Source organism: Microbacterium sp. Root280D1 (assembly GCF_001428975.1).
Classification (GTDB): Bacteria; Actinomycetota; Actinomycetes; order Actinomycetales; family Microbacteriaceae; genus Microbacterium.
Map to the genome: position 1 here is coordinate 1,011,306 of NZ_LMJK01000001.1, position 15,944 is coordinate 1,027,249.

A 15,944-nucleotide genomic window follows, 5' to 3' on the forward strand; every position below is an offset into this window, starting at 1 on the left:
TCTCAGGACCGGGATGCAGGAAGCGCGGGCAGCGGGAATTCGTCGATCCAGGTCCGCACCAGGGTGCGCGCCCGGTCGTCGGCCACCTCGCCGACGAGGCCGAGGAAGTCGTCGCTGGTGACAGCGAGTCGCGCGAACCGCGCGGTCCACTCCCGCGTCAGAGCGAAGAACCGCTCATCGCCGATCGTGAGTCGCAGGGCATGCAGGGTGAGGGCGCCGCGCTTGTAGACGCGATCGTCGAACATGTCGTTCGGACCGGGATCCGAGAGCAGCAGATCCTGGGCGAGGCCGCGGAGGGCGGCGTGATGGGCCAGAGCGTTCTCGTGGGCGGTCGACGCGCCGGACGCTTCCGACCACAGCCACTCGGCGTAGCAGGCGAATCCCTCGTTCAGCCAGATGTCCCGCCAGCGGGCGACGCCGACGCTGTTGCCGAACCACTGGTGCGCGAGCTCATGCGCGATCAGGCGCTCGCTGCCCCCGGCTCCGTCCACGTGATTCGCACCGAAGATCGCCATGCCCTGCGCTTCGAGGGGGATCTCGAGATCGTCGGGTGTGATGACGACTTTGTAGGACTCGTAGGGATACGTGCCGAAGGCTTCGACGAACGTCTCCATCATGTGCGGCAGCGGGGCGAAGTCGGAGCGCACGCGACCCGCGAGAGCCCGCGGGTGGAACAGACGCCCGGGAGTCGTACCGAGAGCGACCCTGTCATCGTCGTACTGGCCGATCTGCACGGTCATCAGGTATGTCGCGGTCGGCACCGGCTGCTCGAAGATCCATCGGGTGCGACCGCGCTGCGTCGATCGCGTGGCTGCGCCGCCGCTGACCACGGTGTACTCGGGATCGGCCGTGAACTCCAACCGATACGTCGCCTTGTCCGAGGGCAGGTCGTTGCAGGGGAACCAGGTCGGCGCGCCGGTCGGCTGCGACGCGACGAGCACGCCGTCTTCGAGTTCTTCCCACCCGAGGAGTCCCCATCGAGTGCGCCGGGGCGACGGAGAACCGGAGTACTCGACCGCGACCGTGAGCTCCTGACCGCTCGCCCGCTCGCCCCCGAAGACCACTTTGAGTCGCCGGTCGTCCTGTCTGAACGAGGCGGCGCGATCACCGACCACCCGCACCTTCGTGACTTTGAGCCCGACGAGGTCGAACGAGACGTGCTTCGCCGATTCCTGCATCTGCAGTCGGATCGTCGCCGTGCCCGCGATGCGGTTCGTGGTCACGCGATAGTCGATGGCCAGGTCGTAGTGCAGCACCCCGTAGCGCCGATCGCCGCTGTGCGGGGTGTAGGGGTCGACGGTCATGCGTTCGAGGCCTGGTAGGAGCGCACTTTGACGGCACGCCACGGTCCGATGGGGTTGCCGCTCCATCGACTGCCGATCGGCACGAACTCGCCCCGCATCACGAGTGAGGCGGGCCCGACCGTGGCATCCGATCCGATCGTGGCCGCGGGCAGGATCACGCTGTGCGGACCGAGGGTCGCACCGCTCTCGAGGGTCACTGCGTCGATGCTCATCACTCGATCATGGAACAGATGCGTCTGAACCACACATCCGCGGTTCACGGTCGCACCGTCCCCGAGGGTGACCAGGTCGGGCTCGGGCAGCCAGTAGCTGTCGGTCCAGACGCCTCGGCCGATCTTCGCGCCGAGGGTGCGCAGCCAGATGGCGAGTGCAGGAGTGCCTGATGCGGCGTTGGCGAACCAGGGTGCGGCCACCATCTCCGTGAAGGTGTCCGACACCTCCGTGCGCCACACGAAGCTCGACCAGAGCGGATGCTCGCCGGCACGGATCGGCCCCACGATCAGCCACTTGGCGGCGGTGGTGATCAGAGCGGCGAAGGCGCCTGCGGCGAGCATCACGGCGCTCGAGAGCAGCACAGCCCATGCGAGTCCCCAGGCCTCGACCACCGCGGCGAGCGTGAGCATCACACTCACTCCGATCGCGCAGGTCACGAACACCGGGATGATGCGGCACAGCTCCCACAGAGCCCGCGCGAGGCGGAGTCCCGGGCGCGGGCGATACGTGCGCTCGAGATCGGAGTCGTTCACCACACGGCGCAGTCGCGCGGCGGGCGAGCCCAGCCACGATGAGCCCGCCTTGGCCTTGGGTGGAGCGACGGACAGGACGGCGACGAGGCCGTCGCGAGGCACGTTGTGCCCACCGGCGGCCATGCCGGAGTTGCCGAGGAACGCGCGCTTGCCGATGCGCGCGGTGCCCAGCCGCATCCATCCGCCCTGCAGCTCGTAGGTCGCGACCATGGTGTCGTCGGCGAGGAACGCTCCGTCGGCGATGGTCGTGAGCTTCGGGATGAGCAGCACGGTCGACGCCTCGACGTCGCGCCCGACCTCGGCCCCGAGGGCCCTGAGCCAGAAGGGAGTGGCACTGCTCGAGTACAGCGGGAAGAGGAAGGTACGGGCGGAATCGAGCAGACGCTCGGTCGTCCACGCCTGCCAGGCGATGCGCGAGCGCACCGGGTACACGCCTTCGCCGAGACCGGCTCCGAGCACACGCACGAAGACGAGCACGAGACCGGCGAACACGAATCCGGCGAGCAGCACTGCAGGAACCAGCAGCGCCAGGATGCTCGGGACGGCCGCTATCAGGGAGTCGGACCCGCGCATGCCCAGCGCGAGCACCCAGGCGCCGGCGGCGAGCGAGAGGACAGGGAGGACGCCGAGCGCGGCGGAGGAGACGGCGTAGGCCCACAACCACCGGGTGCGGCTGGGTGGGCGGCCCTCCGCGAACGGCCGCGACACTCCGCCGACGCGTGCCGCCGGCGATCCTGCCCAGCGCTGCCCGGCGCGGACCCGACCGAACACGGCCGAGCCGGGTGCGATCTCGGCGCCGCGACCGATCTTCGTGCCGGGGGCGAGGGTGCTGCGGGCGCCGATGGTCGCTCCCGCGCCGATGCGGATGCCGCCGATGCGCACGGTGTCGCCATCGATCCAATAGCCGGTGAGGTCGACCTCGGGCTCGATGGAGGCTCCGGAGCCGATGTCGAGCATGCCCGTGATCGGCGGGACGGTGTGCAGATCGACATCTCTGTGGATGCGGGCGCCGAGAGCTCGTGCGTAGTAGACGACCCAGGGAGCACCGGCCAGGCCGACCGGGTCGACCTGCTGGGCGATCTGCTCCGCGAGCCACAGACGCAGATGCACTCCGCCGCCGCGCGGATAGTCGCCAGGGCGGAGTCCGGCGAGCAGCAGACGCGCGGCGACGGCGGCGATCGTCATCTTCCCCACCGGGGTGACGAAGATCAGCAGGCCGACGATGATCGTCCACACCGGAACAGCGGGCAGGAATTCGAATCCGGGGGCCAGCCGCAGGAGCCAGCTCGCGGCGAGCAGGTACAGCAGCCAGCGGATGCCGGTGAACACGAACAGCGGGAGACCCGCGATCGTCTGCACCCACTGCATCCGTCGGGGGGTCGGGACGGGCTGGCTGAAGACGCGTTCCTCGGCGTCCTCGTCATCGGCCTCATCGTCGACGGCATCCGACATCTGGCGCAGCCGCGGCAGATCGTAGACGTCGGTCATCGTGAACTCCGGCGCCCGGCTGCGCAGGCGGGAGACCAGCTGGGCGGCCGCGAGCGACCCGCCGCCGAGCTGGAAGAAGTCGGCGTCCTCGTCGCCCGGGCGCACGCCGAGCACGGCGAACCACTGCTCGGCGAGCCACGCCGCCGTGCCGGACAGGGACGAGTCGTTCGCGTCGCCGGAATCGAGCGGCCAGGGGAGAGCCGCCTTGTCGACCTTCCCGGACGTGCGGACGGGCAGGTCGTCGACGATGGCGAGCAGGGGGATCAGCGGAGCGGGAAGCGTCTCCGAGAGCTCACCACGCGCCACCTGCCGGTCGAACCCCTCGTCGGGCACGACATAGCCGACGAGGATCGGCATGCCCGTCTCGGTCTTCTGCACCACCACGGTCGCCGCCGAGACGGAGCTCAGCGCCTGCAGCGCCGCCTCTACCTCGCCGAGCTCGATGCGGCGGCCGCCGATCTTGACCTGGTCATCGGCGCGACCCTGGAAGATCAGTCCCTCGGACTCGACCCGCACGACGTCGCCGGAGCGGTAGGCCCGGTCCCAGCCGAGAGCGGGCATGGGCGCGTACTTCTCGGCATCCTTCGCAGGGTCGAGGTACCGGGCGAGACCGACTCCGCCGATGATCAGCTCGCCGGTCTCGCCCTCGGCGACGCGCTGTCCGTCAGCATCGACCACGGCGAGTGACCACCCGTCGAGCGGGAGGCCGATGCGCACGGGACCCGTACCGTCCATCAGCGAGGCGCAGGCCACGACCGTGGCCTCGGTCGGGCCGTAGGTGTTCCACACCTCACGTCCGTCCGATGCCAATCGGGCGACGAGCTCGGGCGGGCAGGCCTCCCCGCCGAAGATCAGCAGGCGCACGTTCTCGATCGCGTCCTGCGGCCAGAGGGCGGCGAGCGTCGGCACCGTCGAGACGACGGTGATGCCGTGGCCGAGCAGCCAGGGCCCCAGGTCTTCGCCCGAGCGCACGAGAGCTCGCGGTGCGGGCACCAGGCAGGCGCCGTGGCCCCACGCGAGCCACATCTCCTCACAGGACGCGTCGAAGGCGACCGAGAGGCCTGCGAGCACGCGATCACCGGGACTCAGCGGTGCGGCCTGGAGGAACAGACGTGCCTCGGCGTCGACGAAGGCCGCGGCCGAACGGTGCGAGACCGCGACGCCCTTGGGCACGCCGGTCGACCCGGAGGTGAAGATGATCCAGGCATCGTCGTCGACCGTCGGCGGCGCGACGATCGGGATCGCGGAGGTGCGCGGATGAGGTGACTCGCCGCCGAGGAGATCGACCGCCTCGGTCGCTCCGGCCGGCATGTAGCCGGCGTCGGTGATCGTGCCCGCGATGCGGGCCTCGTGGAACACGAGATCGGCACGCTCCTGCGGGTCGTCGGCATCGACGGGGACATAGGCGGCGCCCGCCGCGATGGTGCCGAGGATCGCGATGTACAGCTCGCGGTGTCCGGACGACATGCGGATGCCGACGCGGTCGCCGCGGCGCACGCCTCTCTCGTGCAGCAGGGCCGCCGTACGCCAGACGTGCGCGAGCAACTCGGCGTAGCTGAGCGCCCCGTCCGCGTCCTCGATGGCCGAGGCGTCGGGATATCGCCGGGTCGTCTCCTGAAGGATGTCGATCAGCGTGCGGGGAGGAGGCGCGTCGGCGCCCCGGTCGAGCGCCTCCTGCACGTCAGCGCGCAAGGAGGTCGAGCAGAGCGGCCTTCGTCAGGCGCGAGTATCCGGTGCGGCCCTCGGCGCGGGCGCGGGCGCGCAGCTGGACCAGGGTCAGCGCGCTGAGCTCCGGTGCCGCTGCAGAGGTCTCTGTTGGTACCGGTGCCGGTGCCGGTGCTGGTGCTGGTGCCAGTGCGGGTGCCGACGTCGGGGTCGTGATCGTGACCGTCGGCTCGACGGTCGGAGCCGCGACCACGGCCTTCTTGGCCACGGCCTTCTTCGCCACGGCCTTCTGGGGGGCCTTCTTCGGGGCCGGCTGCTTCGCATCCGGCGTCGGCTCGACGGCGGACTTCTTGGGGGCCTTCTTCTGATCCTTCTTCGCGGCGGACTTCCTGTCCGACGCCTTCTTCTCGGCCTCCAGACGTGCGGTGGCCTGGGTGAGGCGCGCGGTCGCCGCGGTCGCCGACTTCGCGACCTTCTTGGGCCGGTCCGCGACCTTCTTCTTCGAGACTTTCGCCGCGTCCTTCGCGTCCTCGACGAGAGGCTTCAGCTTCTTGGCGTCCTTCTTGGGCAGGGACTTGATCAGCTTCTTCGCGTCCTTCGCCGCATCCTTCGCCGCGTCGAGAGCGGCTTCGGCGGTGCGCTGTGCTGAGGTCTTCTTTGCCATGATCGGGTCTCCTCTGAGTCCGGAGCGTGTCGGCTCGGGGTGTCGGCACAGAGGATACTCAGGCAAGGTGAACAATCGGTGCCGCATCGTGCGTAACACGCCCGTCATATTCGGTCACACTTGCAACACAAATGTGATCCGCAGAAGGCGGCCGACGGCGGGTTCGGCCCGGTGGTGCATGTTTAGATGTTCTCCTACCCGTCCGTGGGGAACCACACCCTCGTCCTTCAGGAGCTGACATGCAGCGTCGCAACATCATCGCCGGGATCGCGCTCGCCGCGACCGCCACCCTCGCCCTCGCCGGATGCGCGACCGGCGGCAGTGACGCGGGATCGGGTGAGCCTGCGGCCGGCGACGAGTACGACCTCATCGAGGCGGGAACCCTGACGGTCTGCTCCGACATCCCTTACGCACCGTTCGAGTTCGAGGGCGGCGACAACGGCACGGGTTACACCGGCTTCGACATCGACCTGCTCGACGCGATCGCGAAGGAGCTCGACCTGAAGCTCTCGGTGCAGGACGTCGGATTCGACGCGCTGCAGTCGGGCACCACGCTCGCCGCCGGACAGTGCGACGTCGGCGCCTCGGCCATGACGATCACCGACGAGCGCAAGGCGAACATCGACTTCTCCGAGCCGTACTACGAGTCGCTGCAGTCGCTGCTCGTGCGCACCGACTCGGGCATCGAGTCGATCGACGACCTCTCGGGCAAGAACGTCGGCGTGCAGCAGGGCACCACCGGAGAGGCCTACGCGACCGAGAACGCCGAGGGCGCAGAACTCGTCCAGTACCCCTCCGACGGAGAGCTGTGGCCCGCGATGCAGGCCGGACAGATCGACGCGATCCTTCAGGACCAGCCGGTGAACCTCGAGCACGAGAAGGCCGACAGCGCGTACAAGATCGTCGAGGAGTACGAGACCGGCGAGTCGTACGGCTTCGCATACGCGAAGGGCGAGAAGGACGCTCTGCGCGAGGCGATCGACGGCGCGCTGCAGGATCTCCGCGACAGCGGCGACTACCAGACGATCTACGACACCTACTTCACCGCGAAGTAATCGGCGAGCGACGTAGGACAGGGAGACCTTGACAATGGCGTTGAGGCGCACCACGAAAAGCAAGCTGTATCGGTACACCGTCTATGCGGTGCTGATCGCGGTCGCCGTCTGGCTGATCGTCAGCACCGACTGGGCCCGCATCGCGCAGCTGTATTTCAACCCGGAGGTCGCGGCGAAGATGCTTCCGGGCATCATCACCACGGCGCTCGTGAACACTCTGTGGTTCACGGCCGTCGCGTTCGCCGGCGGTCTGCTGCTCGGCGTCGTGCTCGCGCTGCTGAAGCTGTCGTCCATCGGACCCTTCCGATGGATCGCGACGGCGTGGATCGAGCTCTTCCGCGGGCTTCCCGCGATCCTCACGATCTTCGCCATCGCGTTCATCCTGCCGATCGGACTCGGCGTGCCGGGCACGAAGCTCGGCGGACCGGTCGTGCTCGGCCTGATCGGTCTGATCCTGGTCGCATCGGCGTACATGGCCGAGACGATCCGCGCCGGCATCCAGGCCGTTCCGAAGGGGCAGACCGAGGCAGCACGTTCGCTCGGCATGTCGCCCATGAAGACGACGTTCTGGATCGTGGTCCCGCAGGGGTTCCGCATCATCATCCCGCCGCTGACCAACGAGTTCGTCCTGCTGCTGAAGGACACGTCGCTGCTCTTCGTGGCAGGTTCCTTCATCTGGTCGAAGGAGCTGACGAACTTCGCGCGTGACGCGAGCACGCAGAACGCGAACGGAACGCCGCTCATCATGGCGGCGGCCCTCTACCTGATCGTCACGATCCCCCTCACGCGCTTCAGCGCGTACCTGGAACGAAGGATGTCGAGGCAGCGATGATCACCGATCTGATTGACGTCCACGCCCCCGCGATCGACCTGCAGGGGCTCGTGAAGAGCTTCGGCGACAACGAGGTGCTCAAGGGCATCGACCTCACCGTCACCGCCGGAGAGGTCGTCTGCATCATCGGCCCGTCGGGCTCGGGCAAGTCGACGCTGCTGCGCTCGGTCAACCTGCTCGAGGAGCCGACCGGCGGCAAGGTGCTCATCGAGGGGATCGACATCACTGATCCCGATGTCGACATCGACCGGGTGCGCACCCGCATCGGCATGGTGTTCCAGAGCTTCAACCTCTTCCCCCACCTCGATGTGATGGGCAATCTCATGATCGCGCAGCAGCGCGTGAAGAAGCGGTCCAAGGCTGAGGCTGAGCGGGTCGCGAAGGAGATGCTCGGACGCGTCGGGCTCGCCGAGAAGGCGGACGCCTTTCCCGGACACCTGTCGGGCGGTCAGCAGCAGCGTGTCGCGATCGCGCGGGCGCTGTGCATGAACCCGGACATGATGCTGTTCGACGAGCCGACGTCGGCGCTCGACCCCGAGCTCGTCGGCGAGGTGCTGCAGGTCATGCGCTCGCTCGCGGACGAGGGCATGACGATGCTCGTCGTCACGCACGAGATGGGCTTCGCCCGCGAGGTCGGATCACGTCTGATCTTCATGGACGGCGGCTACATCGTCGAAGAGGGCGACCCGCGCGAGGTGCTCGCGAACCCGCAGCATCCGCGTACGCAGGACTTCCTGGCTCGCGTCCTCTGAGTTCGCGTCTCACCTGTCACGACGAGACCCCCTCCCGCTGAGTCAGCGCGAGGGGGTCTCGTGTGCGGAGAGTGCTGTGCGAGGTCAGGCCTCCACGACCTCGGCATCCGCGGCATTGCGGCGCACGGAGTCGATGCCGTTCAGCGCGGACGATTTCGACGAGTAGCCCTCGCTGATCGCGATCACTTCGCCGTTGCCGGACTTGAGGCGGAACCGGTACTCGCCGGACTTGTCGGTGTACAGCTCGAACGTGCCTGCCATGAGGTGTCCTTTCTCGACGGTGAGGAGGGCACGAGGCCCTCGAGCATCACGGTATCTCGGAGTACTGCGCCAGCGATAGGGCTCGGTCAGCCGCGCGGATGCACGGCGACGGGCTCGGGAGCGACGGCGATCCGCACGCGATCGCCGAAGGCCGGGTGGATGCCCGGAGCGTGCTGGAGGCGCACCAGCTCGCCGGATTCGGTGCGCACGAGCGTGCGGCGCATGCTGCCGAGGAACGTGCTCTCCTGCACCAGCGCATCGGTCGCGGCATCGGCCTCGGAGGCGAAGTGCACGTTCTCCGGGCGCAGATACACGTCGACGGGCCCGTCGGCCGGCGACTGCAGGGGAAGCTTCTGACCCCACACGACCACGTGATCACCCTCGGCGACACCCGAGACGACGCTCGAGAGCCCGACGAAGGCGGCGACGCCCGCCGTGGACGGCGTCGTGTAGAGCTGCTCCGGGGTTCCGATCTGCTCGATGGTGCCGGCGTTCATCACGGCGATCCGGTCGGAGACCGCGAGGGCCTCCTCCTGGTCGTGCGTGACGAACACGGTGGTGATGCCGAGCCGCAGCTGGATGCGCCGGATCTCATCGCGCAGCTGCACCCGCACCTTCGCATCGAGGGCAGAGAGCGGCTCGTCGAGAAGCAGGACCTTCGGCTCGGTGACCAGAGCGCGGGCGAGCGCGACGCGCTGCTGCTGACCTCCGGAGAGCTGATGCGGGTAGCGATCGGCGAAGTCCGAGAGCCCCACGAGCGCGAGGGCATCGAGGGCGCGCGTTGCCGCCTCGGCCTTGCCGACGCCGCGGCGACGCAGCCCGAACGCCGTGTTCTCCGCGACCCGCAGGTGCGGGAACAGGGAGTACGACTGGAACACCATGCCGATGTCCCGCTTGTTCGTGGGCACCCGCGAGACATCGTTGCCGCCGAGCAGCACCGCACCGCTGTCGAGCCCCTCGAGTCCGGCGAGCACGCGAAGCAGCGTCGTCTTGCCGCAGCCGGAGGGGCCGAGCAGCGAGACGAACTCACCGGGGGCGATGTCGAGATCGACGCCGTGCAGCACCGTGTTGCCCGAGTAGCTCTTCACGATGCCCTGCAGCTGCACGCGTGTGCCCTCTCCGGCTTCGGCGAGCAGCATGTTGTCGGCGGTCTGGGGGAGGGTCATGAGCGGGCCTTTCCGGTGCCGCGGGCGACGCGGCCGATGAGAAGCAGAAGCAGGAAGACGAACAGCAGCGCCAGCAGGGTGAAGATCGCCGGAGCGTACGGGTCCTGCTTCTGCACGACGACCATGGCCGTCTGGAACACCTGGCGGTTGAGGAGCGAGGCGATCGTGAACTCGCCGAGCACGACGGCGATCGAGATGAGAGACGCCGCGAGGAGTCCCTGACGCAGGTTGGGAGCGAGCACCTTCAGCACGACGGTAGGCCAGCCGGCGCCGAGGGATCGGGCGGCTTCGGCGAGCGTGCGCAGGTCGGCGGCGTCGATGGAGGCCTGGATCGAGCGGTACGCGAACGGCAGCACGGTGATGCCGTAGGCGAAGGCCAGCGTCCACGTGCCGGTGCCGAGGGTGCGTCCGATCTGCAGATAGATCGGTGCGAGACCCACGACCAGCACGATCGCGGGGATCGAGATCGGCAGCAGCACGGCGAACTCGAAGACGGGTGTGAGCTTCGCGAAGCGCAGGTTCACCAGGATCATGGTCGGTGCGAGCAGCAGGAGCACGATCGCGACGGTCACGACCGCGAGGACCAGGGAGTTGCCCAGGCCCATCCAGATCGGCCTGATCGCCGCCGACTTCGCGGGATCGAAGAGCGCGGCCCACCGCTCGAGGCCGAGACTGCCGTCGGTCTGGCGCAGCGTGTAGAGCAGGGTCGAGACGAGCGGGATCGCGAAGAATGCGCCGACGACCACGCCGATGATCCAGCGGGTCGCGAGTGACGGGCCGAGGCGGTTCATGACTGCCACCTCGCTGCCCGACGCTGGATGAGCGAGTACAGGGCCATCACGACTCCCACGATGACGATCATGCCGAGCGCGAGCGCGCCGGCGAGATTCTCACGGCCGAGAAGGGTCTCGCTCGTGAGGGCGGCGCGGATCTGCAGCGGCACGATCTGCGAACCCTGACTGGCGAGGGCGGCGGCGGTGGCGTACGACGAGAAGGCGTTCGCGAAGAGCAGCAGGAGGCTCGCGAGGAACGAGGGTGCGAGCACGGGGACGCCGATGCGCAGCCAGAAGCTCGCGCGCGTGCCGCCGAGCGTGAGGTTCGCCTCGGCCCACTGCGGCTTGAGGGCTGCGAGGGCGGGCATGAAGGTGATCACCATGAGCGGGATCTGGAAGTAGATGTACGGGAGGATCAGCCCGGGAAGCTCGTAGAGCCACGTGCCGTTCGCGAAGATGTCGATACCGAGGTCGTTCTTGAGGAAGAGGGTGACGACCCCCTGGATGCCGATCGTGGCGATGAAGGCGAAGGCGAGCATCACGCCGCCGAACTGGGCGAGGACGCCGGCCGCAGCATCCACGGTCGAGCGCACGGCGCCGTCCGGGTTCATGCCGAGCAGGGCATAGCAGACCAGAGCACCCGCGATCGCGCCGACGACGGCGGTCAGCAGCGACAGGCCGGCGGAGTTGGCGAACGTGGTGAGGACGACGAGGTCTGCCAGGGCCGACAGGTTCGACCAGGTGAACGACCCGTCCTTCGTGAAGAAGCCGGAGCCGATCGCGAGGAAGGTCGGAACGGCGAGGAAGAGCACGACGTAAGCGGCGAAGGGCACGAGACCGAGCCAGGCGACGGACGGCGCGGAGCGCTGGGCCCGCGACGAGGTCGCAGGCCCAGCGCTGTGCGCTGCGGGGGAGACGGGGGCGGATGCCGTGGCATCCGCCCCCGCTGCGGTGGCAGTCGTCACTGGACCGCCGCGGCCCACTTCTCGCCGAGCAGCGTGCCGGCGTTCGTCGACTGCTCCTCGGTCGGGACGACCGTCTCGCTGGGGACCTCGGGAAGAGCAGCAGCCAGGTCGGCGTCGATGGTGCCGGCCTCGGTCATGGCCTCCATGCGGGCCGGGCGTGCGCCGCCCTTGAGCCACAGGTTCTGCACCTCGTCGCTGTAGAGGAACTCCTGCCACAGGCGTGCGGCGGCCGGGTTCGGAGCATCCTTGTTGATCGCCTGGTTGTAGTAGCCCGCGTAGCCGGTGCCGTCGAGGACGACGACCTTCCAGTCCTTGTTGTCGGTGGCGTGCGCCGCGTTCAGGTAGTCCCAGTCGAAGACGACAGGGGTCTCGCCGCTGGCCACGGTCGCGGTGGTCACGTCGACCTTGAGCAGGTTGCCGGCCTTCTGAAGGTCGGAGAAGAAGTCGATGCCGGGCTGGAAGTCGTCGAGGGTGCCGTCGGACTGCACGGTCGCGAGGCCCACGGCGGCGAAGGCCGCGCCGGCCTGCGTCGGGTCTCCGTTGATGGCGACGGCGCCCTTGTAGGCGGCATCCTTCAGATCGTCGAGCGACTCGGGAGCGTCGAACTTCGAGGAGTCGTAGCCGATCGACATGTATCCGCCGTAGTCGCCGACGAAGAGGCCGGTCGGCTCCTTGAGAGCGTCGGGGATCTCGTCCCACGTCTGCACCTGGTACGGCGCGAAGACGTCGGTGTTCTGCAATGCGACGGTCAGACCCAGGTCGAACACGTCGGGCGCGGTGTCGAGGCCCTCGTTCGTCTTCGCAGCCTGGATCTCCTCGGCGCTCGACACGTCGGGAGAGGCCTCGTTGATCGTGATCTCGGGGTACTTCTCGGCGAAGAGGTCGAGGATCTCGCCGTAGTTCGCCCAGTCACGCGGAAGCGCGATGACGTTGAGCTGCCCCTCGGCCTTCGCGGCCTCTTCGAGGTCGGAGAAGGAACCGAAGTCCTCGACCGAGGTCGCGGATGCGGCGTCGACAGCGTCGCTGCCTGCGGCCGGGGTCTCCGCGCCGGTGGCGCAGGCGGTGAGACCCAGCGCGGCGGTCGTGAACAGGGCGATGCCGGCGCCGATTCGTGCGCGGCGGTGGAAGTTGGTCATCAGGGTCCTCTCGGTGCCCGGCGCTGTGAGCCGGATTCGGGTTGCGAGAGGACACTATGAGCCGAGGGTTGCCGATGATCGCGGCTCGGGTGAACGACAGGTGTCGAGGGTGTGACGGGTCGGACTGCAGTGGCGTTCGAGGTGCCGCGTGGTCTGACATCCTGGACGGATGGACATCGGCAGTGTGCTCGGGCTCGAACAGCTCACCTGGGGCACGCTGATCCTCGTCGTCGTCGCGGCCTTCGCTGCCGGGTGGATCGATGCGGTGGTGGGCGGCGGCGGTCTGCTGCAGCTCCCCGCCCTGCTGCTGATCCCCGGAATCTCGCCGATCCAGGCTCTCGCGACCAACAAGCTCGCCTCCGTGTTCGGCACGGCCACGAGCAGCGTCACCTACTACCGTCGTGCGAAACCCGATATCCGCACGGCTCTGCCGATGGCCGCGATCGCCCTGGTCGGATCGTTCGGGGGAGCTGCCGTCGCGACCGTTCTGCCTGCCGCCGCCTTCAAGCCGATCATCGTGGTCGCACTGCTCGCCGTCGCGCTCTTCACCGCCTTCCGCCCGCAGATGGGCGCCGCGACGCGGCTGCGCTTCAGCGGGCACAAGCACCACATCATGGCGGGTCTCTCAGGGCTCGTGATCGGCTTCTACGACGGTCTGATCGGGCCGGGCACCGGCACGTTCCTGGTGATCTCGCTCGTCGCGCTGCTCGGCTACGACTTCCTGCAGGCGAGCGCGAAGGCGAAGATCGTCAACCTGGCCACGAACACCGGCGCCCTGCTGCTCTTCATCCCGCACGGCGCCGTGCTGTGGCTGCTCGGCGGCATCCTCGCGGTCGCGAACGTCGCAGGCAGCTACCTCGGATCCCGCATGGCCATCTCGCGCGGCACGACCTTCATCCGCGTCGTGTTCCTCGTCGTGGTGGTCGCCCTCATCGCCAAGCTCGGCGTCGACGTGTGGAACGAGAACATCGTTCCGGCGCTCGCGCAGCTGCACTGAGCATCCGCCCTGGCGCACCTCCGCCCCCGCCTGCGCTCCGGCATCCGCTCGCGCTCCGGCATCCGCTCGCCGTCCGCGCGGTGTTCTGCGCGTGTCACGGCCGGATTCGGCGAGTCCGGCCGATCCTGACGCATTCGGCCGAGCGGGGGATGCGCGGTGCATGCGTCCGGGATCCGGCCTGGCGCATACGCAGAGACCCCGCTCCGCTGAGCGGAACGGGGTCTCGGTGCGACGGGCGATGCGGCGTCAGGCCTCGTCGTCCTCGGGCTCGAAGTCGACGCCGGCCTCGGCGCGCTGCTCGGCCGTGATCGGTGCCGGAGCGGCTGTCAGCGGGTCGAACCCGTTGCCCGACTTCGGGAAGGCGATGACGTCGCGGATCGACTCGGTCTTCGACAGGTGCTGCAGCACGCGGTCCATGCCGAGGGCGATTCCACCGTGCGGCGGGGCGCCGAACTTGAAAGCGTCCAGCAGGAAGCCGAACTGCTCCTGCGCGACCTCGTCGCTGATGCCCATGACCTCGAACACGCGCTTCTGCACGTCTTCGCGGTGGATGCGGATCGATCCGCCCCCGAGCTCGGAGCCGTTGCACACGATGTCGTATGCATAGGCGAGAGCCGAACCGGGGTCGGTGTCGAACGTGTCCTGGAACTCGGGCTTCGGCCCCGTGAACGCGTGGTGCACGGCCGTCCAGGCTCCGGCGCCGACGGCGACGTCACCCGACGCCACGGCATCCGCTGCCGGCTCGAACATCGGAGCGTCGACGACCCACGTGAACGCGAACTCGTCGGGGTTCAGGAAGCCGAGACGACGTCCGATCTCGACGCGGGCGGCGCCGAGCAGTGCACGGCTCTCCTTCGTCGATCCGGCGGCGAAGAACACGCAGTCACCCGCGGATGCGCCGACGAACTCGGCGAGGCCCGCCTGCTCCGCCTCGGACAGGTTCTTGGCGGCGGGGCCGCCGAGCGAGCCGTCCTCGTTGAAGAGGACGTACGCGAGGCCACGCGCACCGCGCTGCTTGGCCCAGTCCTGCCACGCGTCGAGCTGCTTGCGGGGCTGGCTCGCACCGCCGGGCATGACGACCGCGCCGACGTACTCGGCCTGGAACACCCGGAACGGGGTCTCGGCGAAGTACTCGGTCGCCTCGACCAGCTCGAGTCCGAAGCGCAGGTCGGGCTTGTCGGAGCCGTACTTGGCCATCGCCTCGGCGTAGGTCATGCGGGGCAGCGGGGTCTGTACGTCGACGCCGATGGTCTTCCACATCGCGACGATGAGCGACTCCATCAGCGTGATGACGTCTTCCTGGTCGACGAAGCTCATCTCGATGTCGAGCTGCGTGAACTCCGGCTGGCGGTCGGCGCGGAAGTCCTCGTCGCGGTAGCAGCGGGCGATCTGGTAGTACTTCTCGACGCCGCCGACCATGAGCAGCTGCTTGAACAGCTGCGGCGACTGCGGCAGGGCGTACCAGCTGCCCGGGTGCAGACGGGCGGGCACGACGAAGTCGCGGGCGCCCTCGGGCGTCGAGCGCGTGAGGGTCGGCGTCTCGACCTCGGTGAAGTCCTCGCCGTGCAGCACATCGCGGACGGCCTTGTAGACGTTCGAGCGCAGACGCAGAGCGGATGCCGCGGCGGGGCGACGCAGGTCGAGATAGCGGTACTTGAGGCGCGCCTCCTCGCCGACCGTCTCGGTGTCGGCGACGGCGGTCGACACCTGGAACGGCAGCGGAGCGGACTCGTTCAGCACCTCGACGTCGGTCGCGATGAGCTCGATCTCGCCGGTGGGCAGGTTGGGGTTGGCGTTGCCCTCGGGGCGACGCGAGACCTCGCCGGTGACCTTGAGGACGAACTCGTTGCGCAGCGGGTGCGCGATCTCCTCATCGCGGATGACGACCTGCGCGATGCCGGACGCATCCCGAAGATCGATGAACGCGACTCCTCCGTGATCACGACGGCGATCGACCCAACCCGAGAGGGTGACGGTCTGACCGATATGCTCGGCTCGCAGTGAGCCTGCCGAGTGGGTGCGAAGCACGGAGGATTCCTCCTGATCTGGGAAATGATGAACCCGCCCATTCTACGTGGGCGGGTGTCGCCTCCTCTGCCCGCGGCATATCGGTCAGTAGGATCGCCACGACAGAAAGGGT

The 15,944-nt window shown here is 68.5% G+C and carries 13 protein-coding genes; 4 read left to right on the forward strand and 9 right to left on the reverse strand.

Going from position 1 to position 15,944, the window contains the following annotated elements:
• Positions 1–2: 2 nt before the first annotated feature.
• Genes ASE34_RS04900 through ASE34_RS04910 form a run of 3 tightly spaced genes read right to left on the reverse strand, consistent with a single transcriptional unit; the run spans position 3 to position 5,867 of the window.
• Positions 3–1,304 (reverse strand): M1 family metallopeptidase, encoded by a 1,302-nt coding sequence (locus tag ASE34_RS04900; RefSeq protein WP_056277101.1) that lies wholly within the window; start codon positions 1,302–1,304, stop codon positions 3–5.
• Positions 1,301–5,230: a Pls/PosA family non-ribosomal peptide synthetase gene (locus ASE34_RS04905; RefSeq protein ID WP_056277105.1), complete on the reverse strand. Its 3,930-nt coding sequence runs from the start codon at positions 5,228–5,230 to the stop codon at positions 1,301–1,303. The genes ASE34_RS04900 and ASE34_RS04905 overlap by 4 nt, the downstream gene beginning before the upstream one ends.
• Positions 5,220–5,867 (reverse strand): hypothetical protein, encoded by a 648-nt coding sequence (locus tag ASE34_RS04910; RefSeq protein ID WP_056277108.1) that lies wholly within the window; start codon positions 5,865–5,867, stop codon positions 5,220–5,222. Before ASE34_RS04910 ends, ASE34_RS04905 begins: the two co-directional genes overlap by 11 nt.
• A gap of 239 nt (positions 5,868–6,106) precedes the next feature.
• Here ASE34_RS04910 and ASE34_RS04915 point away from each other — a divergent pair, with 239 nt between their 5' ends.
• From ASE34_RS04915 to ASE34_RS04925, 3 genes are read left to right on the forward strand one after another with little or no spacing between them, the layout of a single operon-like run.
• Positions 6,107–6,922, forward strand: coding sequence for a transporter substrate-binding domain-containing protein (locus ASE34_RS04915; RefSeq protein ID WP_053098857.1), 816 nt, complete (start codon positions 6,107–6,109; stop codon positions 6,920–6,922).
• A gap of 34 nt (positions 6,923–6,956) precedes the next feature.
• Complete coding sequence (locus ASE34_RS04920) at positions 6,957–7,754, forward strand: amino acid ABC transporter permease (protein WP_053098858.1); 798 nt, start codon at positions 6,957–6,959, stop codon at positions 7,752–7,754.
• The gene (locus ASE34_RS04925; RefSeq protein WP_053098859.1) at positions 7,751–8,506 is read left to right on the forward strand and encodes an amino acid ABC transporter ATP-binding protein; all 756 of its coding nucleotides are present in this window, start codon (positions 7,751–7,753) and stop codon (positions 8,504–8,506) included. Before ASE34_RS04920 ends, ASE34_RS04925 begins: the two co-directional genes overlap by 4 nt.
• 84 nt (positions 8,507–8,590) lie before the next feature.
• Here the strand turns inward: ASE34_RS04925 and ASE34_RS17510 are convergent, their stop codons facing one another.
• The 5 genes from ASE34_RS17510 to ASE34_RS04945 form a co-directional block, all read right to left on the reverse strand.
• The gene (locus ASE34_RS17510; RefSeq protein WP_072590798.1) at positions 8,591–8,767 is read right to left on the reverse strand and encodes a YegP family protein; all 177 of its coding nucleotides are present in this window, start codon (positions 8,765–8,767) and stop codon (positions 8,591–8,593) included.
• An 86-nt stretch (positions 8,768–8,853) separates the two neighbouring features.
• Positions 8,854–9,933, reverse strand: a complete 1,080-nt coding sequence (locus ASE34_RS04930; RefSeq protein ID WP_056277111.1) for an ABC transporter ATP-binding protein — start codon at positions 9,931–9,933, stop codon at positions 8,854–8,856.
• Complete coding sequence (locus tag ASE34_RS04935; protein WP_053098861.1) at positions 9,930–10,724, reverse strand: ABC transporter permease; 795 nt, start codon at positions 10,722–10,724, stop codon at positions 9,930–9,932. Before ASE34_RS04935 ends, ASE34_RS04930 begins: the two co-directional genes overlap by 4 nt.
• Positions 10,721–11,671, reverse strand: a complete 951-nt coding sequence (locus ASE34_RS04940; protein WP_200955155.1) for an ABC transporter permease — start codon at positions 11,669–11,671, stop codon at positions 10,721–10,723. The genes ASE34_RS04935 and ASE34_RS04940 overlap by 4 nt, the downstream gene beginning before the upstream one ends.
• A complete protein-coding gene (locus ASE34_RS04945; protein ID WP_053098863.1) occupies positions 11,668–12,807 on the reverse strand; it encodes an ABC transporter substrate-binding protein in 1,140 nt (379 codons plus the stop codon). The genes ASE34_RS04940 and ASE34_RS04945 overlap by 4 nt, the downstream gene beginning before the upstream one ends.
• A gap of 169 nt (positions 12,808–12,976) precedes the next feature.
• Between ASE34_RS04945 and ASE34_RS04950 the strand changes: the two genes are divergently transcribed.
• On the forward strand, positions 12,977–13,804 hold the full coding sequence (locus ASE34_RS04950) for a sulfite exporter TauE/SafE family protein (protein WP_056277117.1): 828 nt from the start codon (positions 12,977–12,979) through the stop codon (positions 13,802–13,804).
• A gap of 246 nt (positions 13,805–14,050) precedes the next feature.
• Here ASE34_RS04950 and aspS read toward each other — a convergent pair whose 3' ends face one another.
• A complete protein-coding gene (gene aspS / locus ASE34_RS04955) occupies positions 14,051–15,832 on the reverse strand; it encodes an aspartate--tRNA ligase (RefSeq protein WP_053098865.1) in 1,782 nt (593 codons plus the stop codon).
• Positions 15,833–15,944: the final 112 nt, after the last annotated feature.

Excerpts from the sequence above, each read along its gene's own strand:
- ASE34_RS04900 (WP_056277101.1), bottom strand. The coding sequence starts at position 1,304 with ATGACCGTCGACCCCTACACCCCGCACAGCGGCGATCGGCGCTACGGG.
- ASE34_RS04910 (WP_056277108.1), bottom strand. The coding sequence starts at position 5,867 with ATGGCAAAGAAGACCTCAGCACAGCGCACCGCCGAAGCCGCTCTCGAC.
- ASE34_RS04915 (WP_053098857.1), top strand. The coding sequence starts at position 6,107 with ATGCAGCGTCGCAACATCATCGCCGGGATCGCGCTCGCCGCGACCGCC.
- ASE34_RS04920 (WP_053098858.1), top strand. The coding sequence starts at position 6,957 with ATGGCGTTGAGGCGCACCACGAAAAGCAAGCTGTATCGGTACACCGTC.
- ASE34_RS04925 (WP_053098859.1), top strand. The coding sequence starts at position 7,751 with ATGATCACCGATCTGATTGACGTCCACGCCCCCGCGATCGACCTGCAG.
- ASE34_RS17510 (WP_072590798.1), bottom strand. The coding sequence starts at position 8,767 with ATGGCAGGCACGTTCGAGCTGTACACCGACAAGTCCGGCGAGTACCGG.
- ASE34_RS04930 (WP_056277111.1), bottom strand. The coding sequence starts at position 9,933 with ATGACCCTCCCCCAGACCGCCGACAACATGCTGCTCGCCGAAGCCGGA.
- ASE34_RS04935 (WP_053098861.1), bottom strand. The coding sequence starts at position 10,724 with ATGAACCGCCTCGGCCCGTCACTCGCGACCCGCTGGATCATCGGCGTG.
- ASE34_RS04945 (WP_053098863.1), bottom strand. The coding sequence starts at position 12,807 with ATGACCAACTTCCACCGCCGCGCACGAATCGGCGCCGGCATCGCCCTG.
- ASE34_RS04950 (WP_056277117.1), top strand. The coding sequence starts at position 12,977 with ATGGACATCGGCAGTGTGCTCGGGCTCGAACAGCTCACCTGGGGCACG.